The organism is Bradyrhizobium jicamae, assembly GCF_018130695.1.
Classification (GTDB): Bacteria; Pseudomonadota; Alphaproteobacteria; order Rhizobiales; family Xanthobacteraceae; genus Bradyrhizobium; species Bradyrhizobium jicamae_B.
The window spans coordinates 285,211-305,889 of sequence record NZ_JAFCJX010000001.1 but is presented as its reverse complement, the minus strand read 5'-3'; the positions used below and the strand labels follow the sequence as shown (position 1 = coordinate 305,889).

General features: G+C 64.9%; 13 protein-coding genes. 8 read left to right on the top strand and 5 right to left on the bottom strand.

What is annotated here, in order from left to right; genetic code table 11:
• The first annotated feature begins 9 nt into the window (after window positions 1–9).
• A complete protein-coding gene (locus JQ604_RS01270) occupies window positions 10–1,344 on the top strand; it encodes a dicarboxylate/amino acid:cation symporter (RefSeq protein ID WP_212352219.1) in 1,335 nt (444 codons plus the stop codon).
• Between the two features lie 86 nt (window positions 1,345–1,430).
• Here JQ604_RS01270 and JQ604_RS01265 read toward each other — a convergent pair whose 3' ends face one another.
• The 3 genes from JQ604_RS01265 to JQ604_RS01255 are packed head-to-tail and all read right to left on the bottom strand — an operon-like array spanning window position 1,431 to window position 5,467.
• The gene (locus tag JQ604_RS01265; protein ID WP_212352218.1) at window positions 1,431–2,672 is read right to left on the bottom strand and encodes an NAD(P)/FAD-dependent oxidoreductase; all 1,242 of its coding nucleotides are present in this window, start codon (window positions 2,670–2,672) and stop codon (window positions 1,431–1,433) included.
• Between the two features lie 17 nt (window positions 2,673–2,689).
• Window positions 2,690–3,919 (bottom strand): MFS transporter, encoded by a 1,230-nt coding sequence (locus tag JQ604_RS01260; protein WP_212352217.1) that lies wholly within the window; start codon window positions 3,917–3,919, stop codon window positions 2,690–2,692.
• A gap of 51 nt (window positions 3,920–3,970) precedes the next feature.
• On the bottom strand, window positions 3,971–5,467 hold the full coding sequence (locus tag JQ604_RS01255) for an amidase (protein ID WP_212352216.1): 1,497 nt from the start codon (window positions 5,465–5,467) through the stop codon (window positions 3,971–3,973).
• A 212-nt stretch (window positions 5,468–5,679) separates the two neighbouring features.
• Between JQ604_RS01255 and JQ604_RS01250 the strand changes: the two genes are divergently transcribed.
• Window positions 5,680–6,363 (top strand): helix-turn-helix domain-containing protein, encoded by a 684-nt coding sequence (locus JQ604_RS01250; protein WP_212352215.1) that lies wholly within the window; start codon window positions 5,680–5,682, stop codon window positions 6,361–6,363.
• Between the two features lie 70 nt (window positions 6,364–6,433).
• Here the strand turns inward: JQ604_RS01250 and JQ604_RS01245 are convergent, their stop codons facing one another.
• Window positions 6,434–8,977, bottom strand: a complete 2,544-nt coding sequence (locus JQ604_RS01245) for an Rne/Rng family ribonuclease (protein WP_349631033.1) — start codon at window positions 8,975–8,977, stop codon at window positions 6,434–6,436.
• A gap of 24 nt (window positions 8,978–9,001) precedes the next feature.
• Between JQ604_RS01245 and JQ604_RS41985 the strand changes: the two genes are divergently transcribed.
• The 5 genes from JQ604_RS41985 (at window position 9,002) to JQ604_RS01225 (ending at window position 16,527) form a co-directional block, all read left to right on the top strand.
• Window positions 9,002–9,736: a hypothetical protein gene (locus tag JQ604_RS41985; RefSeq protein WP_349631032.1), complete on the top strand. Its 735-nt coding sequence runs from the start codon at window positions 9,002–9,004 to the stop codon at window positions 9,734–9,736.
• A gap of 615 nt (window positions 9,737–10,351) precedes the next feature.
• Entirely contained in the window at window positions 10,352–11,668 is a 1,317-nt protein-coding gene (locus tag JQ604_RS01240; RefSeq protein WP_212352213.1) for an N-acetylmuramoyl-L-alanine amidase, read from the top strand.
• A 249-nt stretch (window positions 11,669–11,917) separates the two neighbouring features.
• Entirely contained in the window at window positions 11,918–14,410 is a 2,493-nt protein-coding gene (locus JQ604_RS01235) for a penicillin-binding protein 1A (protein WP_212352211.1), read from the top strand.
• Between the two features lie 106 nt (window positions 14,411–14,516).
• Window positions 14,517–15,648, top strand: a protein-coding gene (gene prfB / locus JQ604_RS01230) for a peptide chain release factor 2 (protein ID WP_212352209.1) whose coding sequence is annotated in 2 segments (ribosomal slippage) — window positions 14,517–14,585 and window positions 14,587–15,648 — 1,131 coding nt in all. Because the reading frame shifts where the segments join, the coding sequence is not laid out codon by codon here.
• 3 nt (window positions 15,649–15,651) lie between these two features.
• Complete coding sequence (locus tag JQ604_RS01225) at window positions 15,652–16,527, top strand: NAD(P)-dependent oxidoreductase (protein ID WP_212352208.1); 876 nt, start codon at window positions 15,652–15,654, stop codon at window positions 16,525–16,527.
• Between the two features lie 29 nt (window positions 16,528–16,556).
• Here JQ604_RS01225 and JQ604_RS01220 read toward each other — a convergent pair whose 3' ends face one another.
• Window positions 16,557–18,707, bottom strand: coding sequence for a carbamoyltransferase C-terminal domain-containing protein (locus tag JQ604_RS01220; RefSeq protein ID WP_212352206.1), 2,151 nt, complete (start codon window positions 18,705–18,707; stop codon window positions 16,557–16,559).
• 158 nt (window positions 18,708–18,865) lie between these two features.
• Here JQ604_RS01220 and JQ604_RS01215 point away from each other — a divergent pair, with 158 nt between their 5' ends.
• Entirely contained in the window at window positions 18,866–20,101 is a 1,236-nt protein-coding gene (locus JQ604_RS01215; protein WP_212352204.1) for an ABC transporter substrate-binding protein, read from the top strand.
• The last annotated feature ends 578 nt before the right edge of the window (window positions 20,102–20,679 follow it).

Sequence of the window (20,679 nt, the reverse complement as noted above, 5' to 3'; positions counted from 1 at the left end):
GGAGACACAATGTCTGGAGCTGCAACGGCGACGTCCGGAACGATAACTGCGCCGCAGAAGAAGCCGTTCTACCGGGTTCTCTACGTTCAGGTGCTTGCGGCGATCGTGCTCGGCGTGATTGTCGGCTGGCTTTGGCCGGATCTCGGCAAGAACGACTGGATCAAGGCGATGGGCGACGGCTTCGTCAAGCTCATCAAGATGGCGATTGCGCCGATCATCTTCTGCACGGTGGTCTCCGGCATCGCTCACATTTCCGAGGTCAAGAAAGTCGGCCGGGTTGCGATCAAGGCGCTGATCTACTTCGAGGTCGTTTCGACCTTCGCGCTGGCGCTGGGTCTGATCGTCGCCAATTTGCTGCACCCAGGCTCAGGTTTCCAGGGCCAGTCGAACGCCGCAGCCGTTGCCGGCTACGCCAAGCAGGCGAGCGAGATGAAGTCGGTGGACTTCGTCCTGCACATCATTCCCGACACGGTGGTCGGGGCGTTCGCGCAAGGCGAAATCCTGCAGGTCCTGCTGTTCGCCATCCTGTTCGGCTTTGCGCTGATGGGGCTCGGCGAACGGGCGCACACCGTCCGCTCGTTCGTGGATGATGTTGCGCATGCGATGTTCGGCGTGATCTCGATCGTGGTCAAGGTCGCGCCGATCGGTGCCTTTGGTGCGATGGCCTATACGATCGGTCGCTACGGTCCGCAGGCGCTCGGCAATCTCGCCGGCCTGATCGCGACCTTCTATCTCACGGCGTTCCTGTTCGTGATCGTCGGTCTCGGCATCATCGCCCGTATCGCCGGCTTCTCGATCTTCAAGTTCCTCAAATACATCAAGGACGAGCTGCTGATCGTGCTCGGCACCTCGTCCTCGGAGAGCGCGCTGCCGCAGATGATGGAGAAGCTGGAGAAGCTCGGCTGCTCCAAGTCCGTCGTCGGATTGGTGGTGCCGACCGGCTATTCCTTCAATCTCGACGGCACCAACATCTACATGACCCTGGCGACGCTGTTCATCGCCCAGGCGATGAACGTCGATCTCTCCTTCGGCGAGCAGATGACGATCCTCGTCGTGGCGATGCTGACCTCGAAGGGCGCCTCGGGCATCACGGGGGCGGGCTTCATCACGCTTGCAGGCACGCTTGCGGCTGTGAGGCCCGAGTTGCTGCCAGGGATGGCGATCGTGCTCGGCATCGACAAGTTCATGAGCGAATGCCGGGCGCTGACCAACCTCTGCGGCAACGGCGTCGCCTGCGTGGTGGTGGCATGGTGGGAGGGCGAGCTCGACCGCGAGAAACTGACTGCCGGGCTCGACCGGAATATCGATCCAACGGATATGGAGACGGCGATCACGACAGGCTGATCAACGCGATCCCATCAAGCCGCGTCGCGGAGTGCGGAAATAATAGGGCTGGTCGACATTGTCGATCAGCCCTTGCTGTTTCGGAGCTAGTGCCCGCCGAAGCGGTCGGCGCGATAGGGCGTGAGATCCACGACCGGCGTTTCGCCGCTCATGCATTCGGCGAGCAAACGTGCAGTCGCCGGGCCGAGCGTAAAGCCCTGGTGGCCGTGGCCGAAATTCATCCAGAGCCCGCGATGCCGCGGCGCGGGCCCGAGCACGGGCAACATGTCCGCCGTGCAGGGCCGCGTGCCGTACCACGGCTCGGGCTCGACGCGCGTGCCGATGTCGAGCAGGCCGCGCGCTGTGGCTTCGGCAGCGTCGAGCTGGACGGGCGTCGCTGGTGCATCCGGGCTCGTCAGCTCCGCGCCGGTCGTGATGCGGATGCCCCTGGACATCGGCGCCATCGCGTAGCCGTTGGCGGTATCGACCAGCGGCAGATCGAGCGAGCGGCCGCCGTGATAGTGCATGTGGTAGCCGCGCTTGCGCACCAGCGGAATGCGATAGCCGAAACGCAGCATCAAGTCGGGCGACCACGGGCCGAGCGCGATCACGACATTGGCGGCGTCGATGCGTCCCTCTGATGTCTCGACCGACCAGCCAGACGACGTCTCCGCCAGCGTGGACGCATCACCGGTAACGATGGTGCCGCCGAGTCGCTGGAACAGCCGCGCATAGGCCGCAACGAGGCCGCCGGGATCGGACACCGTCCACGGTCCGAGCCAGTGAATGGCGCCGGGAAGATCGTCGCGCAGCAGCGGCTCGGCCTTGGCGAGCTCGCGGCCGTCAAGCACGCGAAACTGCACGCCATAGTCGCGCCGGTTCTCCTCTGCGGTTGCGATCGCGAGCTCGAAGGCTGCGGGATCACGATGCAGCAGGCGATAGCCGGCGCGGCGCACCAGATTGTCGGCATGGGCTTCCTGAATGAAGATCTCATGCTCGGGCGTGGCGTAGGCGATCAGGCGCGCCCAGGCGGCGGTCGCTTGCTGATGCCGCTTCGGCGCTGAATTCCACCAGTAGCGCAGCAGCGGCTCGACATGCCGATGCAGCGATGCCAGGCGATAACGCACGTCGTTGGTCTGGCCGGCCGCGATCCGCGCCAGTGTCGCGAAATCGCGCGGCATCGGGTAGGGGCGCACTGCCTCGCTCTGGATGATGCCGGCGTTGCCGTAGCTCGTCTCCAGGCCCGGCTCCTTGCGGTCGACCAGCGTCACCGACCAGCCGCGCCGCTTCAGATGCAGCGCGGAGCTGACGCCCACCATGCCGCCGCCAAGAACGATCGCACTCTGCATCGGGAGACAACTTTCCGTCAGGCCGGGCTCGGTGCGAGCCTTGCTTGCGACGTGTTGATGGTTGTGGCCACGACGACCGACATCGCCGTCATCGCCACCAGGAAGCCGAAGGCGGATTCGAACGATCCCGTTCCGGATGCGATGAAGCCCATCACGGCGGGAGCGACGAAGCCTGCGCTCTGGCCGCCGAGATTGACCATGCCGACACCTGATCCGATCTGGTCGTCGCGCAGCAGTTTTGTAGGAAGGGCAATCACCGAGGCCAGCACGAAGGATTTGAAGAAGTAGACGATTGATTGATACACGATCAATGCCGTGATCGTCTCGGATTTGTACATCGCGTATAGGAAAATTCCCGTCAGCGCGGAACTGCCGATCAAGAGGTATTTTTCGCGCTCGGCGAAGAAGGTCGTCATCACCCAGCCGCCGATCGCGGTCGCGATCGTTGCCATCACGAACGGGATCGGCGCCACCATGCCGACGGTTTTCAGATCGAGGCCGCGGTGCTGCAGCAGATAGAGCGGCATCCAGGAGTCGAGACCCTTGTTGACGCAGCTGAGGCCGAACCAGACCACCATCAGCTGCCAGAGCAGCGGGTTCTTCATCAGCTCGCGCATCGGCGTGCGGCCGGCAGCCGGCGTTGGTGCCGCGGTCGCCGCAGCATCGACGGTGCGGACCATGTGCGGAACGAGGATGAAATAAACCACCGCAAAGGCGATGCCGGCGAAGCCGATGGCGTTGAAGGCGTGGCGCCAGCCGAGCCAGAGGATCAGTGGCGCCATGATCAGCGGCGCGATCATGCTGCCGGCGTAGTTCGACGACAGCAACAGCGCCGACATTTTCGGCCGGCTGTCCTTCTTGAACAGCTCGGAGACGGCGCGGATGCTCGCCGGCGGAAAGCCGCCCTCGGCAATGCCGAAGATGAAGCGGATTGCGATCAGCGAGGTCAGCGACCAGGCAAGGCTCGTGAACGCCGTGAACAGCGACCACATCACGATCGTCACGATCACCACATATTTCGAGCCGAAGCGGTCGGCGAGCCAACCGCCCGGCACCTGCATGATCGCATAGCCGAGGAAGAACGAGCTGATGACGATGCCGAGATCGGCGGCCTGCAGATTGAAGTCCTTGCCGATCTGCGCCAGCGCCAGCGAGATCGCGGCGCGATCGATGTAAGAGATGCAGAAGGCGATGTAGAGCAGGACGAAACCGACCCAGCCGGTTTTGGACTTCGACAACTCAGTCATGCGTCATCTCCAGTTCCGGCCGGGAGCCGGCGATTTGTTGGCGGCGTTGAGCTATTCCCAGGCAAGAAAGTTCGGGGCTGATGTCAGCGGTGGAGCGACCGCCAGGCGTGCGAGGTCGGGGATCGGCCGACACAAATCGGGCTTGTCGGCGAAGGCGGCCTCGAGCGCGGCCGCAACCGATAGAACGATGGCGTCACCACCGCGCGGGCCGACGATCTGAAGGCCGAACGGCAGCCCGGCGTCGTCGACGCCGAGCGGCAGGCTGAGTGCCGGATGACCGGCGAGCGTCACGCCATAGGCGAGCGCGAGCCAGTGGAAGTAGGATTTGGTCGGCTCACCGTCGATCTCGGCGGGATAAAGCTCGGACCATGGCCGCGGGCTCAGCGTGATGGTCGGGCTGATCAGCACGTCGCAGGTTTCGAAGAAGGTCTGGAAGTTGCGATAGATCCGCGTCTGTGTGGTCGCGGCGCGCGCATAGTCTTCGAGATCGTAGCCGAGGCCTTCCTCGACATTGGCCCGCACGTTGGGACCGAGCATGTCGGGACGCTCCTTGAAGTTCTTGCCATGCATGGCGAGGAACATCGCCGCGCGCAGGACTGCGAAGGTGTCGTCGGCGCCGGCGCAATCCGGTGTCCCCTCGCGGCATTCGGCAACCAGCGGTGCGATCCGTTCGACGCGGTGGCGGAAGACGCGGCGGATTGCCCGCTCGGTCGGCGCAAAACCAAAATCCTCGGTGAAGGCGACGCGCAGTTTTGCGAGTTCGATCGGGCGAACCGGAGACCAGCGATCGGTGCGTCCGCGCAAGGCTTCGCCGGGCAGGGTGTAGGCAAGCGGATCGCGCGCATCGTCGCTTGCCATCACCGACAGCATCAGCGCGGCGTCGGCGACGTTGCGGGCCATCGGGCCGTCGGTCGAGAGATTGGACCAGCCAAAGGCGCGCTTTTCGCTCGCCACGAGGCCGGAGGAGGGCCGCATGCCGACGATGCCGGAAAAGCCGGCGGGATTGCGCAGGGACCCGCCGGTGTCAGAGCCCGACGCGAGCGGCGCCATGCCGCAAGCGAGCGCCACCGCGGAGCCGCCGGAGGAACCGGCCGCGGAGCGCAGGGGATCGAAGGGATTGCCGGTCGCCCCGTGGACGGGATTGCGGGTGTTGCCGCCCGCCGCCCATTCCGGCGTGTTGGTCTTGCCGAAGATGATCGCACCCGCAGCGCGCAGCCGACCGACCGAAGCCTGGTCGGCGGCCGGCACGTGGGTGGCGAACAGCGGGCTGCCATAGGTGGTGCGCAGCCCGGCGGTGTCCTGGGTATCCTTGATGAGGATGGGCAGGCCATGCAGCGCGCCGTGGTCCTCGCCGCGGAGGATCGCAGCCTCGGCCGCCTTGGCTGCGGTGCGGGCACCGGCCTCGTCCAGGGTCACGACGGCGTTGACCGCCGGGTTGATCGCGGAAATCCGCGACAGGCAGGCGTCCAGCAGTTCCACCGGAGAAATTGCGCGGGTGGCGAGCAGGCGGCGCAGTTCGACGGCACTCGAATCGCAGAGATCGGTCATACCAGCCTCCCCAGGCCTTTGTCGCTTTGTGAAAATAATTTAGCATATAGGAAAATTATTTTCACGCATGAATGTGCGTCAAACCAGCCATTTTCCGCCTAGTTGTTACTCTTGCTGCTCAGGCGGCGGTCAGTTGGCCGCTGGAACAGGGAAAAATTAGACTGATCGAACAACGTTTTTTCCCTGTCGGGATTGCGTGGTAGGATGGGTCCATGAGCGAGATTTCCACGACCGAAGGTGCCAATTCCCAGCTCGGCCAGTGCCTCAGGGCCGCGCGCCAGGCCCGCGGTCTGACGCTGAAGCAGGTGGCGGAACGGACCGGAATGGCCTTGTCGACCCTGTCCAAGGTCGAGAACGGCCTGATGTCGCTGACCTATGACAAGCTGCTGCAGATCACGGCGGGCCTGAAGATGGACATCGCGGAGCTGTTCAGCCCGGCGATCCCGAAGCCCGATCCGGGCCGGCCGGTCACCGCCCGCCGCAGCGTCAGCCGGGCCGGGCAGGGCCAGACGATCACGACGCGCTTCTACACCAACAGCTATCAATGCACCGACCTGATCGGCAAACGCATGGTGCCGATCATGGCCGAGGTGCGGGCGCGCTCGCTGGACGAGTTCGGTCCGCTGCTGCGCCATTCCGGCGAGGAGTACTTCATGGTGACGCACGGCCGCGTCGCGGTACACACCGAGTTCTACGCGCCGGAGATCCTCAACGAGGGCGACGGCATCTATCTCGACAGCACCATGGGCCACGCCTATCTCAACGCCGGCGACGGACCGTCGGCCAAGGGCGTTTGCCTCTGCACGAGCGAGACGCCGGATCTCTACGATCAACTGCGCCGCATCGCCGCCAACGCCGCGCCGCCGCTCGACGACGACGAGCTGCCGCCGCTGTAATCGTCGCCGCGATGGCCCAAAATAAAAACCGCCCGGTGTGAGCCGGGCGGTTTTCGTTTTGCGTGGAAGCCTAGTTGCCGCCGCCGAAGCGTCGCGACCACCAGCCCTTCTTGGCTGGAGCCTCGGTCGTTGCGGCCGGCTCGGGCTCGGCTACCGGGGCGGGCTCGGGCATTGGCTGCACCGCGACGGGCGCCGGAGCCTCGGGGGCCGGGCTCGACATGAAGCTGACCTTTTCGCGCACCGTCGAACGGCGCCGCGCGGCACGATCGGAGTCAGGTTCGGCCGCGGCGTCCTCAACAGCTTCAACGGGAGGCGCGCTCGGTTCGACCGCGACCGGCTCACTGAGCTGCAATTCCGGCTGCGCGACCGGTTCGGGCTGCACCAGCGAGGGGGCGGGCTCTGCCGATCCGCCATCGAAGTCGGCGACGGCCTCGGCGGCTTCCGGTGCCGAAGTCGGTCCGAGCTCATCCGAGATCGATCCAGCGAGACCCTCGTCCTGACCGGCTCCGCCACGACGGCGGCGACCACCGCGACGCCCACGCCGGCGCGGACGGCGCTCGCCGTTGCCGTCCTGCTCGCTACGGGCAAAGCCTTGCTGCTCCTCGCCCTCGTCGTCCTCGCCCTCGGCATCTTCCGATGCCGCCGGCGCGGTGCCTTCCGGCATCACATGCATGAGGTCGCTGTCCTCGCGAGGCTGGCCGCCATTGCGCGCTTCGCCACCATCACGCGCTTCGCCGCCTTCGCGGGCCTCGCGCTCGCCACCGCGGCCGCGCCGACGCCGGCGCCGCCTGCGGCGCTGACCGTCGCCTTCGGCATCAGTGCCGGCTTCGCCGGCTGCCTGCTCCTCAGCGAGACCTTCGGTCTCCTCGGTTTCGACCTCGACCTCGTCCTCGAGGGACTCCTCGTCGTCATAGGCCTCTTCGGTCTGCGACGGCGCGGCGGCGGCCTGCGCCGCGAGCAGCGCCTTGGCGGCCTCGAGCGTGTGAACCTGCTCGCCGCGATCGATGATGTAGGACTGTTGGCCGGCGACGGTCGGGTCGGCACTGACGGCGAGCGACACCTTGAAGGCATTCTCGAGATCGCGCAGATGGCCGCGCTTGTGGTTCAGCACATAGAGCGCGACGTCGGTGCGGGTGCGCACCACGAGATTGTGGGTCGCGCCCTTCATCAGGATCTCTTCGATGCCGCGCAGCAGCTGCAGCGCCACCGACGAGACCGAACGGACGTGGCCGGAGCCGCCGCATTGCGGGCAGGGCTCGGTCGAGCTTTCCAGCACGCTGGCACGGATGCGCTGGCGCGACATCTCCAGGAGGCCGAAATGCGAGATGCGGCCGACCTGGATGCGCGCGCGATCCTGCCGGAGGCAGTCGGACAGCTTGCGCTCGACCGCGCGGTTGTTGCGCTTCTCGTCCATGTCGATGAAGTCGATGACGATCAGGCCGGCGAGGTCGCGCAGTCTGAGTTGCCTTGCGACTTCTTCCGCCGCCTCGAGGTTGGTCTTGAGCGCGGTGTCCTCGATGTGGTGCTCGCGCGTGGCGCGGCCCGAGTTGACGTCGATCGAGACCAGCGCCTCGGTCTGGTTGATCACGATGTAGCCGCCGGAGCGCAGCTGCACGGTCGGCGAGAACATCGCGTCGAGCTGGCTCTCGACGCCCATCCGCGAGAACAGCGGCTGGCCGTCGCGATACTGCCGCACCGCGCGGACGTTCGCCGGCATCAGCATCTTCATGAAGTCGCGGGCTTCGCGGTAGCCGGCTTCGCCCGCCACCTGGATCTCGTCGATCTCCTTGTTGTAAAGGTCGCGCAGCGAGCGCTTGATCAGCGAGCCTTCCTCGTAGACGAGGGTCGGCGCTTGCGACTTCAGCGTCAGGTCGCGCACCGTCTCCCACATCCGGATCAGATATTCGAAGTCGCGCTTGATCTCGGGCTTGGTCCGGGAAGCACCTGCCGTGCGCAGGATGATGCCCATGCCCTCGGGTACGTCGAGATCCTGCACCACTTCCTTCAGGCGCGAACGGTCCTGGGCGCTCGTGATCTTGCGGCTGATGCCGCCGCCGCGGGCGGTGTTCGGCATCAGCACGGCGTAACGGCCGGCGAGCGACAGATAGGTGGTCAGCGCCGCGCCCTTGTTGCCGCGCTCTTCCTTGACGACCTGCACCAGCATCACCTGGCGGCGCTTGATCACTTCCTGGATCTTGTACTGACGGCGCGGGCGGAACGGACGCTCCGGCACTTCCTCCAGCACGTCGTCACCGCCGACGGACTCGACGACTTCCTCTTCCTCGGTCTCGTCGCCGTCGTCTTCGTCATCCTCGGCTTCGTCGCCAAGCGGCGCGCGGGCTTCCTCCGACGAGGCGGTCTCGGTGGGGATCTCGTCGGCGACGAGATGGGCCGCTTCGCCATGTGATTCGTCATGGGTCTCGTCGGCGTGCTCGGCATGCGGCGCGTCATCGGCATGCGCGGCGTTTTCGGCGACCTGTTCCTCATGCGCCCGCTCGGGCTCGTGGTTGACCTCGACGGCCTCGGCAGTCTCCGGCGCAGCCGACGCGACGGAAGCTTCGACAGCGGCAACGACGGGATCGGGCTGTGTCTCGGCGGCCGGCGCCTCGCTCACGGCATGCGTGTGCGCGGGCTCGTCATGGTGGTGGTCGTGGTCATGATGATCATGATCGTGATGATGGTCATGATCGTGGTGATCATGGTCATGATGATCGTGACCGTGATCGTCATGATGCGCGTGATCATGGTGCTCACGATCGTGGTGCTCATGATCATGGGCCTCGTGATCGTGCCCTTCATGCTCGTGCGCCACGATCCCGTGGTGCTCGCCCTCGGCGTGATCCTCAAACGGCTGCGGCGCCTGGGCATCGGGCGCGGCGCCCTCGACCACCTCGCTCCGGACGCGGTCGCCATGGCCGCGACGGCGGGCATTGCGGTGGCGCGAAGAGCGGCGGCGATGGCCGCGGTTCTCGTGCTCTTCCTCGGCCTCGCGATGGGCGCGTTCGTCGGCCTCGATCAGCGCCTGACGGTCGGCGACCGGGATCTGGTAGTAGTCGGGATGGATTTCGCTGAAGGCCAGGAAGCCGTGGCGGTTGCCGCCATATTCGATGAAGGCGGCCTGCAGCGACGGCTCGACGCGCGTCACCTTGGCGAGATAAATGTTGCCGCGCAGTTGTTTGCGCTGGGCGGTCTCGAAATCAAATTCTTCGACGCGATTGCCGCGGACCACGACGACCCGGGTCTCTTCCGGGTGGGTGGCATCGATCAACATCTTGTTTGGCATTTTGGAGCTCTTGACGGCGGCGGGCGCGGTGTAGGGCGCGCGCGAGCTGCGCGGCCGGGTGACGCGACGGTCCACCTGATTCGGGGGTGAGGGGAAGGCCAAAACGCGTCTTGAGGCGCCGTGCCGAGCCGAATCCTGCCGGGACAAGGCGGCGGGCGAGGCGATTGCCTCGCGTCAGCGCGATCGTCCCGGGAATCTTGGTCGGCAACACAGTCTGGCGCATTAAGCGTCGGCCCGTCTAAACATTGTGGGCGGCAAGGGATCGCCGCCTTATTCTTTCGCTGAAAGCCCGGCGCGGCGCCGAAGCGCCAGCCGGCCATCGCATATCGAAGCCCAAAAGAAGGCCTGATAATCAGTTCTGCCGTGTCTCAAACCGTCCCTGGGGCGTAGAGTGTGCCTGGGACCGGACGCCGCTCGGGCTCGAAACCGTCTCTCCTTGTCAGCCGCGCGCAGCGCTGGCTGAGGAGAGGCCGGGAAAACACGCCGGAACCTGGACGTCAGGTTCCAACGCTGCACCGGGAGGCTGAACGCGACACAACCGGGAGTACTAGCCGTCAGCAATCCGTACATACGTGGATTGGCCGTTCCGTGCAAGGGAAGCGTCGCGGCCCGGCAACACTCGACTGATTTCGCATTCGCGTCATTAGGGTTCGATTAACCCTGTGGTTCTAATGCGGTAAGACGCTGCTCGGAGGCACCGAATCGTTGGCGAACCGCGCAAATCACCGTGTTTTGCTGGGATGTGGGCTTTTGTGCGCCGCAGCATTGCTGTGCGCCGAACCGATGGGCTCCGAGGCGGCTGAAGGGCCCCAGACCACCCCGACAGCGCCGGCTAGCGAGGCCAAGGCGACCGCTGACTTCCCGGTCGTGTCCGACGCCCGACTCGCGGGCGACAGCAAGCAAACCCGATTCATCCTCGACCTCGACAAGAAGATCGACTTCCGCGCCTTCGCGCTGGCCGATCCCTACCGGGTCGTCGTCGACATTCCCCAGGTCACTTTCCAGCTCGCACCCGGCACCGGAAGCGCGGGCAGGGGATTGGTGAAGTCATTCCGCTACGGCCTGGTGATGCCGGGCGGCTCCCGAATCGTGTTCGACCTGACGGGGCCAGCCAAGATTGCGAATTCCTACGTGCTCGACGCTGCCAACGGCCAGCCGCCGCGGCTGGTGCTTGAACTGGAGGAGGTCGACCGCACCGGCTTCGTGCAGTCGCTGGCGCCCGAGAATCGTCCCGAGCTGAAGCCGGCGGTCGCCGAAGCCAATGCCGCGGTCGTTGCACCCGACACGACGGCTGCGCTGAAGCCGTCGCAGGCGCCTGACGCACGGCCTTTGATCGTGATCGATCCCGGTCATGGCGGTGTCGACAACGGCACCCAGTCCGCCGGCGAGATGGAAAAGAATCTCGTGCTGAATTTCGGCCTGGCCCTGCGCGACAAGATCGAGCAGTCCGGCAAGTACCGCGTCGTGATGACGCGGACCGACGACACCTTCATTCCCCTGAACGACCGGGTGAAGGTGGCGCGCAGCCAGTCGGCGGCGCTGTTCGTCTCGATCCATGCCGACGCCCTGCCCAAGCATGAGGGCGATGCACAGGGCGCTACGATCTATACGCTTTCGGAGAAGGCCTCCGACGCCAAGGCCGAGCGGCTGGCCGAGGCGGAGAACAAGGCCGACGCGATCGGCGGCGTGAGCCTGGACGAACCGGCCGAAGTGGCTGACATTCTGATCGACCTCACCCAGCGCGAAACCAAAACCTTTTCCAACCGCTTCGCGCGGGTGTTGATGAACGAGATGAAGACGACGGTGCGGATGCACAAGCATCCCTTGAAGTCGGCCGGCTTCCGCGTCCTGAAGGCGCCTGATGTGCCCTCGGTGCTGGTCGAGCTCGGTTACGTCTCCAACAAGGGCGACCTCGAGCACCTCGTCTCCGAGAACTGGCGGAACAAGACCGTCGGCTCGATGGCGCAGGCGATCGACACGTTTTTCACCAAGCGGCTGGCAACGGTCGGGCCGACCAAGTGAGACGGACGCGGCCGGAGCAGGGGAAGCCCTAGTTTGGCCACAGCGGCGACGGAATAGAAAATACACCGCAGGGCCTCCGGAATCGGCCACATTGTCCCGGGGCTCTTGTATATTGCTTTGCGCAACGGCGGCCCTTGGACGTCCCCTTTGACGTCTCCTTGGGCCCCCAGGCTTCGTGTGTACGGGTTTTCGCTCGTGAGACAGGCGCTGCTGACCTGAGCGCCGCAGGGTTGGAACGGAACTTCGATAATGCGCTTGCTTGTGCGGTTCATGGGTTTCTTGTTCGCCGCCGGAACGGTCGTGTTCCTGGTCGGCGTCGCCGGCGTAGCGGGGGCGATCTGGCATTTCTCCAAGGACTTGCCGGATTATTCGCAGCTTCAGGATTATGAGCCGCCGGTGATGACGCGTGTGCACGCCTCCGACGGCGCGCTGCTCGGCGAATATTCCAAGGAGCGCCGGCTGTACCTGCCGATCCAGGCGGTGCCGAAGCTCGTCATCAACGCCTTCCTCGCCGCCGAAGACAAGAATTTCTACGAGCATGGCGGCATCGACTATCAGGGCATGGCGCGCGCCGCGGTCCTCTACGCGCAGAACTATGGCTCTGGCCGCCGCCCGCAGGGTGCCTCGACCATCACCCAGCAGGTCGCCAAGAATTTCCTGCTCACCAACGAGGTGTCGTTCGCCCGCAAGATCAAGGAAGCGCTGCTCGCGATGCGTATCGAGCGCGCCTATTCCAAGGATCGCATCCTCGAGCTCTATCTGAACGAGATCTATCTCGGCCTCGGCGCCTACGGCATCGCGGCGGCGTCGCTGGTCTATTTCGACAAGTCGGTCAATGAACTCTCGATCGCGGAAGCCGCCTATCTGGCGGCGATGCCGAAGGCGCCTGGCGCGCTGCATCCGGTGCGCAACCGCGACCGCGCGATCGAGCGCCGCAACTATGTGATCGATCGCCTGCTGGAGAACGGCTGGATCAAACAGGCCGACGCCGACAAGGCGCGCAAGGAGCCGCTGGTCGTGACCAACCGCGGCAACGGCGCCCACATCTTCGCCGGCGAATATTTTGCCGAGGAAGTCCGTCGCGACATCTTCGAGCGCTACGGCGAGAAGAAGCTGTATGAAGGCGGCCTGTCGGTCCGCACCACGCTGGACCCGAAGATCCAGGTGATGGCGCGCAAGGCCATGGTCGCCGGCCTCGTCAATTATGACGAGGCTCAGGGCTGGCGCGGTGCGCTGCAGAAGCTCGATGTGTCCGGCGACTGGGGCGTCAGGCTCGCCGACGTCAAATCGCTTGGCGATATCTCGCCGTGGCGGATGGGCGTGGTGCTGGAGACCGGCAATGACTCGGCGCGGATCGGCTTCCAGCCGGGCCGCGAACTGGGCGGCGCGGTCAGCAAGCAGCGCGAGACCGGCATCATCACGATGGACGGTGTCCGCTGGGCCAAGAGCAAGGGCAAGACGCCGACGGCGGTCGCGCAGGTGCTGCAGCCCGGCGACGTGATCTATGCCGATCCCTTGGTCAACAAGGACGGGACCAAGGTCGAAGGTCAGTACCGCCTGCGGCAGTTGCCGGAAGTCTCCGGCGCCATGGTGGTGATGGATCCCTGGACCGGTCGCGTGCTCGCGATGGTCGGCGGATTCTCGTTCGACCAGAGCCAGTTCAACCGCGCCACGCAGGCCTATCGGCAGCCCGGCTCGTCGTTCAAGCCGATCGTCTATTCCTCGGCGCTCGACAATGGCTATACGCCGTCGACCACCGTGATCGACGCGCCCATTGAAATCGACCAGGGGCAGGGCGCCGGCGTGTGGCGTCCGGAAAACTATTCGAGCGGCAAATATTATGGCCCGACCACGCTGCGCAACGCGCTGCAGCGTTCGCTCAACACCGTCACCGTGCGGCTGGCGCAGGATGTCGGCATGCCCCTGGTCGGCGAGTATGCGAAGCGGTTCGGCGTCTATGACGAACTGCCGAACTATCTGTCCTATGCGCTCGGCGCCGGCGAAACCACCGTCATGCGCATGGTCACGGCCTATTCGATGTTCGCCAATGGCGGGCGCCGCGTGAAGCCGACCCTGATCGACCGCATCCAGGACCGCTACGGACACACCATCTTCAAGCACGACCAGCGCGAATGCCGCGGCTGTGACGCACCCGGCGGCTGGAAGAACCAGCCCGAGCCGCAGCTCGTCGACCGCCGCGAGCAGGTGCTCGATCCGATGACCGCCTACCAGATCACCGAGATGATGGAAGGCGTGGTTCAGCGCGGCACTGCGACCGTGGTGAAGGAGGTCGGCAAGCCGATCGCCGGCAAGACCGGCACCACCAATGACGAGAAGGACGTCTGGTTCGTCGGCTTCTCGCCCGATATCGCGGTCGGCGTCTACATGGGCTACGACAAGCCGCGCAACATGGGGCGTGCGGCCACCGGCGGTCATATCGCAGCTCCCATCGCGCGCGACTTCCTCAAGCTGGCTCTCGCCGACAAGCCGCCGACCCCGTTCAAGGTGCCCGCCGGCATCAAGCTGATCCGCGTCGATGCCCGCACCGGCATGCGCGCCGGCCCCGGCGATGGCGGCAACACCATCCTCGAGGCCTTCAAGCCGGGCACGGCGCCGCCGGAGAATTATTCTGTGATCGGCGTCGCCGATGCCGACGGTCGCGCTCCGCCGCCGCCGGCGTCCATGCAGCAGGCACCCGATACCGGCCTGTTCGGACGTCCGGGAACCGGCGGATTGTACTAGCGGCAACGGATGCCAAATCACCGGGACAGTGCGGCCAAGCCGATTGCGCTTTGCCGCGCTGCTCGCTACATCCCTCGGACCTGTTTTACCCAACGTCTGAAAGACCATGCGCGCGGAAATCGAACGCCTCGTTGAAGAGATCAAGCAGTCAGTCGGGCTGCTGAGGAGGCATCTTTGACGTCGAACAATCGACGGCACGCCTCGCTGAGCTGAACAAGCTCGCTGAAGATCCCAATCTCTGGAACGATCCCCAGAAGGCCCAGCGGCTGATGCAGGAGCGCACCTCATTGGAGGATGCGCTCTCTGGCATCGGCAAGGTCGAGCGCGAGCTCGACGACAATGTCGGCATGATCGAGCTCGGCGAGGCCGAGAACGATGCCGGCGTCGTGGCCGAGGCCGAGAAGGCGCTGAAGGACCTCAAGAAGGAGGTGGCGCGGCGCGAGCTCGAGGCGCTGCTCTCCGGTGAGGCCGACAAGTTCGATTCCTATCTCGAAGTCCATGCCGGCGCCGGCGGCACCGAGAGCCAGGACTGGGCCCAGATGCTGCTGCGCATGTACACGCGCTGGGCCGAGAATCACGGCTTCAAGATCGAGTATCTCGAAGAGTCCCAGGGCGAAGAAGCCGGGATCAAATCCGCCACCATCCAGATCTCCGGCCACAATGCCTATGGCTGGCTGAAGACCGAGGCCGGCGTGCACCGCCTGGTGCGTATCTCGCCGTACGACTCGAACGCGCGCCGGCACACCTCGTTCTCGTCGGTGCAGATTTTTCCGGTCATCGACGACTCGATCAAGATCGACATCAAGGAATCCGACGTCCGCACCGACACGATGCGGTCGGGCGGCGCCGGCGGCCAGCACGTCAACAAGACCGAATCCGCGGTGCGGCTGACGCATATTCCAACCGGCGTTGCCGTGGTCTGTCAGGCCGGCCGCTCCCAGCACAAGAACCGTGCGCAGGCCTGGGACATGCTGCGGGCGCGGCTTTACGAGATCGAGCTGAAGAAGCGCGAGGATCAGGCTGCCGCCGATCAGGCCGCCAAGACCGACATCGGCTGGGGCCACCAGATCCGCTCCTACGTGCTGCAGCCCTATCAGATGGTGAAGGACCTGCGCACGGGCGTGCAGACCTCCGACACCTCGGGCGTGCTCGACGGCGATCTCGACGAGTTCATGGCCGCGACCCTGGCGCAGCGCGCCTTCGGCACCGGCCCCGGCAGTGTTGAAGACGTGGACTAAGCCATGCAGCGCGTTGCCTTCATCGGGTTGGGGCGAATGGGTCACGGGATGGCCGGCCGCTACCTCGATGCCGGCTTCAAGGTTGCGGTGTGGAATCGCAGCAAGGCCAAGGCCGAGGACCTGATCGCGCGCGGCGCGCAATGGGCGACCTCGCCGGAGGATGCCGCGATCGATGCCGACGCCGTCGTGACCATGGTTGCCGATGACGAGGCGTCGCGCGCGGTGTGGCTGGGCAAGGATGGCGCGGCGGCGACCATGAAGGCCGGCACGCTCGCGATCGAATGCTCCACGGTGTCGTACCAGCACGCCCTCGACATGTCGCGCGAACTGACCGCGCGCGGGTTGACCTATATCGATTGCCCCGTGACCGGTCTGCCGGATGCGGCCGCTGCCGGCAAGCTGACGCTGCTGGTCGGCGCCGATGCCGCCGATCTGGAGAAGGCACGGCCGTTCTTGACGCCGATCAGCACCACGATCCGCCATTTCGGCGCGGTCGGATCCGGCACCGTGTACAAGCTCATCAACAATCTGATGGGCGCGATCCAGATCGCCGGCATTGCCGAGGGACTGGCGATGGCCGAGCAGGCCGGGCTCGACATGAAGCTGGTGCTGGAGGCCGTCGAAACCGGCGTCGCAGCAAGCCCGCAGGTGATCAGGCATTCGAAGCGGATGGCGGCGCGGGACTTTGCCGGCGCGACCTTCACATCGTCGCTCCGCCACAAGGACGCGGCTTATGCCGTGCGCCTTGCCGAGAGCCTGCTGTCGGCCGCGCCGATCATGGGCCGCGCCGCGGTCGAGGCCTATGACCGAGCCAAGGCCCACGCGCCCGACGCCGACGAAGGCCAGATGATCGAGATCGTGTCGCAGCCGAAAAGCTAGATCGATATCGTCGGTGATTTGCGTCGTGGTCAGCTCCGCGATTTCGACCACTCCGCGAGCCACGCCTTGAAGCGGCCGCTGTCGCGCTCGCCGCCGTGCCAGGCGGCGTAGGTGGCGCCGTCGTCGGCGACCAGCACCACCACATCGAGTCCCTTGGAGCGGCGCAGCGTGTCCATCGCATGCGCAGGCGTCTGCGCGATGGGGCCGGCGACATTGAAAGATGTGTTGACTGAGATCTCGACGCCGACATGGCGGCCGAGCGCCTTCAAATAGGAATGGATCAGCGGATCATCCTCCGCGCCGACGACCTGGATGCGGCCGGTGCCGTCGGCATGGATCACCGCCGGAATCTTTTCACGCGCGTGCGGCTTCGAGTGCGCGGTGAGCACCATGTAATTGTAGGCGTTGTAGCCGGCGTCGGAGGCGCCGTCTTCCAGCATAAAATATTCCCGTGCCGCTTCCAACGTCGCCATCGGCGCGAGCGGGCGGATCGCCTCGCGATACTTCACGCGCTCGTTGAGCCGTTCGCGCACCTCGGGATCGCAGGGGTTGGCGAGGATCGAGCGATGGCCGAGCGCGCGCGGGCCGGTTTCGGCGGCGCCCTGGTAGATCGCGATCACGCCGCCTTGCGCCACCATATAGGCCATCAGATCGGCGACCGCGTCGCGGCCTGCCGGCGTCGCGACATTGCCGATCTCGGTGGAGGCAACGTCGGTCGCCTTGATCGCTTGCTCGATGTCGGCGCGCGCCGGCGGCAGCCCGCAATAGAAGGCATGCGACAGCGGTGCGCCGCGCGGCGCGCCGGCCATGTGCGCAAACAGCCAGGCGGCGCCGATGGGAACACCGGGATCGCCGGGCACCGGCGGCACCCACAGATGCAGGCGCGTCTTGCGGCCCTGCGCCTGTTCGAACCACGTTTCGTTGAAGTGTTCCAACAGGCGCATGTTGCCGAGCGCGTTCAGCGCGACGCCGCCGGTCAGCACGAGGCGATTGGTCCTGGTGATGCGCAGCAGATGATCGACGACATGGATCATCGCATCCTCGAACACCAGTTGCGTCGCCGCCGCCTTGTCGAGCCGGTCCTGCGTGTCCGGCCGGTGCTTGATATCCTCGACGCGCAGCACGGCATCGGGATTCCACAGCTGGTCGGGCCGCAGCGGCTCGCCAAGAATTTCGATCAACGGCGCCTTGTAGGGCTCGTAGTTGGGGTCGCGATACCAATTGGCCATCGCGCGGTTGAGATGCACCTCGCCATTGGGACCGAGCTGCAGCACCTCTTTCAGCCGCGCATAATAGGGATTGGTGGCGCGGTTCATGTCGCCCCAGGCGGCGGCGCCCATGTAGCGGCCTTCGCTGGAGAGCCAGGTCCAGCCGCCCTGGGTGGAGGAGATCACGCTGTAGAAGGCGCCGAGCGAGTCGAACAGGCTGTTGTTGCAGTACAGGGTCTTCATCTCGCCGTTCTCGGCGACATAGAGCGAGATCGAACCGATGTCGCCGGTGCCGTCGAGCACACCGATCGCCACCGGCTCCTTGTCGTCGGCAAAGGGCGAGGCCGCGAACGAGAACCAGGCGTGGTTGTCGTGGTGCGGCATGCAGATCAGCTGCACGGGCTCGGCGAGATCGAACTGATTGCGCAGCTTGCGCGACAGGCGCCGCACCTGGTCCATTTGCCGCAGGCTGATCGCGGGTGCGATCGGCGTTCCCAACAGCTTCAGGCTCGAGGGCGCTTCCTCGAACGCGGTGCGGATCAGCATCGAGATCAGCGCCGGATAGTCCCAGGTGGTGACGAAGGCCGCGATATCGCCGACGTCGCGGCCCATCCGCTTCAACACCGCGCGCATGTCGTCGAGCGATGCCTCAGGATATCGCGTCGTGTGCTTTTCGCCGGAGAAGCGCTCTTCCTCATTGTTGACGATCAGCCGCGGGCCGGCCTGCGTCACCTCGATCAGCGCGACGCCGGTGTTATGGGTGCCGGGACAGGCGAGGCCCGCGATGTAAACGGTTTCGCCGCGCGCGAGCCGCGCGCGAATCTCGGCGAGCTTCTGCCTGGCGAATTCGCTGTTGGCCTTGTGCAGGCCGCGTTGCGCCAGCGAGCGCTCGCTGAGGCGGCGCGTCAGCTCATAGCCCGCAGCCGCGAAGCGCGGATGCCGCGGACCGATACGAATGTCCGGCTTACCCAATCGACTTGCCTTGACTTGTTGAGTCCCCGATCGACTTCAAACACAAATAGCGCCAGGCAACAATGCCGTTTCGCTGGACGGAAAAACCCGGTGCTTGCCAGCACATGCGTGACTTGCGAAGCTTGCCGCCAACAAACGACAAAAAACGGGAGGAAACGATGCCGGCTCGTGTTCGATATAGTGTCGCGGTTGCGGCCTTCGCAAGTGCGGCGCTGCTCGCGACATCGGCTGTCGCGCAAAAGAAATATGACGCCGGCGCGACCGATACCGAGATCAAGATCGGCAACATCATGCCCTATTCGGGGCCGGCGTCGTCCTATGGCGTGATCGGCAAGACCGAAGCCGCCTTCTTCAAGATGGTCAACGAAGGAGGTGGCATCAACGGCCGCAAGATCAACTTCATCAGCTATGACGACGGCTACTCGCCGCCGAAGGCGATCGAGCAGGCGCGCAAGCTGGTCGAGAGTGACGAGGTGCTGCTGATCTTCCAGGCGCTCGGCACGCCCTCGAACTCGGCGATCATGAAGTACATGAATGCCAAGAAGGTGCCGCAGCTGTTCGTTGCCTCCGGCGGCACCAAGTTCGGCGATCCCAGGAATTTCCCGTGGACCATGGGTTTTCAGCCCAACTATCAGAGCGAGGGGCGGATCTACGCCAAATACATCCGTGATCATTTTCCCGACAGCAAGATTGCGGTGTTCTGGCAGAACGACGATGCCGGCAAGGATCAGTTCAAGGGCCTGAAGGACGGGCTTGGCGATAAGGCCAATATGATCATCGCCGACAAATCCTATGAGGTCAGCGATCCCTCGATCGACTCGCAGATCGTCGCGCTTCATGATTCCGGCGCCGACATCTTCTTCTCCTGGGCAGCACCAAAGGGCTCCGCGCAGGCGATCCGCAAGGTCGGCGAGCTCGGCTGGAAGCCAAAATTTTTCCTCGCCAACACAGCGACGTCGGTCGCGTCCGTGCTGAAGCCGGCGGGCCTCGACTATTCCAAGGGTATCATCTCGACCGCCTATCTGAAGGATCCGACCGATCCGACCTGGGACAAGGATCCGGCCGTCATCAAATGGCGCGCCTTCATGGACAAATATTATCCCGACGGTGACAAGACCAACGCCAACAATCTCTACGGCTATGTGCAGGGGGAGGCGATGCTGCAGGTGCTGAAGCAGTGCGGCGACAACCTCACCCGCGACAACGTCATGAAGCAGGCGGCGAGCCTGAAGAACTTCCACTCCGATTTGATGCTGCCCGGCATCATGGTCAACACCTCGGCTGACGATTATTTCCCGATCGAGCAGATGCAGCTGATGCGGTTCAACGGCGAGGCCTGGGAGCTGTTCGGCGAGGTCATTACGGGCGAGGTCGGGCACGAGATGACGCGGTAGGATGGAATTCAATTATCAAACAGCCAAACACGGTGTCATCGCCCGCGCATGCGGGTGATCCAGTATTCCAGAGACGGCTGCGGTTGATTCGAGAAGCCGCGGCGTACTGGATCGCCCGCATTCGCGGGCGACGACAGTTGAGGTATGCGTCCGCATTCTCGCGACATGATCTGTCCGAGTTTTCCATCTCGTTCCGCCCTCTCTCTTGAGTGAGGGCGCAGGGAAGACCGGGTGCACGCTGCACCCGCGGTCCCATGTGCCATGAGTAGAAAGTGTGGCGCACACGGGCATACAAATGCAGCGGAGGCACGCCGGCCTTCCCTGCGCGATGGCTTTACGGCTTATACGTGCTCGCCCTGGTGAGACTCTGCTTTTGTGCCACCATCGTCCGCGATCGGCTTTGGGCCTCTCACGGACTTGCCACCAGCATCGGGGCGGCAGGCCCACACGACTTCGCCGTACGCCTTGCGCGCGCATGTCTATCGCACGCTCGGCGTCCACCGCATCTCGACCCGCGTTCGTGACATTGCGCAACGCCCCTCGGAGGGTGAGACGGGCCACTGTTAGCATAATCAGAA

Coding starts and splice junctions, on each gene's coding strand:
- JQ604_RS01250 (WP_212352215.1), top strand. CDS start 5,680: ATGAGCGAGATTTCCACGACCGAAGGTGCCAATTCCCAGCTCGGCCAG.
- JQ604_RS01225 (WP_212352208.1), top strand. CDS start 15,652: ATGCAGCGCGTTGCCTTCATCGGGTTGGGGCGAATGGGTCACGGGATG.
- JQ604_RS01265 (WP_212352218.1), bottom strand. CDS start 2,672: ATGCAGAGTGCGATCGTTCTTGGCGGCGGCATGGTGGGCGTCAGCTCC.
- JQ604_RS01235 (WP_212352211.1), top strand. CDS start 11,918: ATGCGCTTGCTTGTGCGGTTCATGGGTTTCTTGTTCGCCGCCGGAACG.
- JQ604_RS01270 (WP_212352219.1), top strand. CDS start 10: ATGTCTGGAGCTGCAACGGCGACGTCCGGAACGATAACTGCGCCGCAG.
- JQ604_RS01260 (WP_212352217.1), bottom strand. CDS start 3,919: ATGACTGAGTTGTCGAAGTCCAAAACCGGCTGGGTCGGTTTCGTCCTG.
- JQ604_RS41985 (WP_349631032.1), top strand. CDS start 9,002: ATGGTGGTGGTCGTGGTCATGATGATCATGATCGTGATGATGGTCATG.
- JQ604_RS01255 (WP_212352216.1), bottom strand. CDS start 5,467: ATGACCGATCTCTGCGATTCGAGTGCCGTCGAACTGCGCCGCCTGCTC.
- JQ604_RS01215 (WP_212352204.1), top strand. CDS start 18,866: ATGCCGGCTCGTGTTCGATATAGTGTCGCGGTTGCGGCCTTCGCAAGT.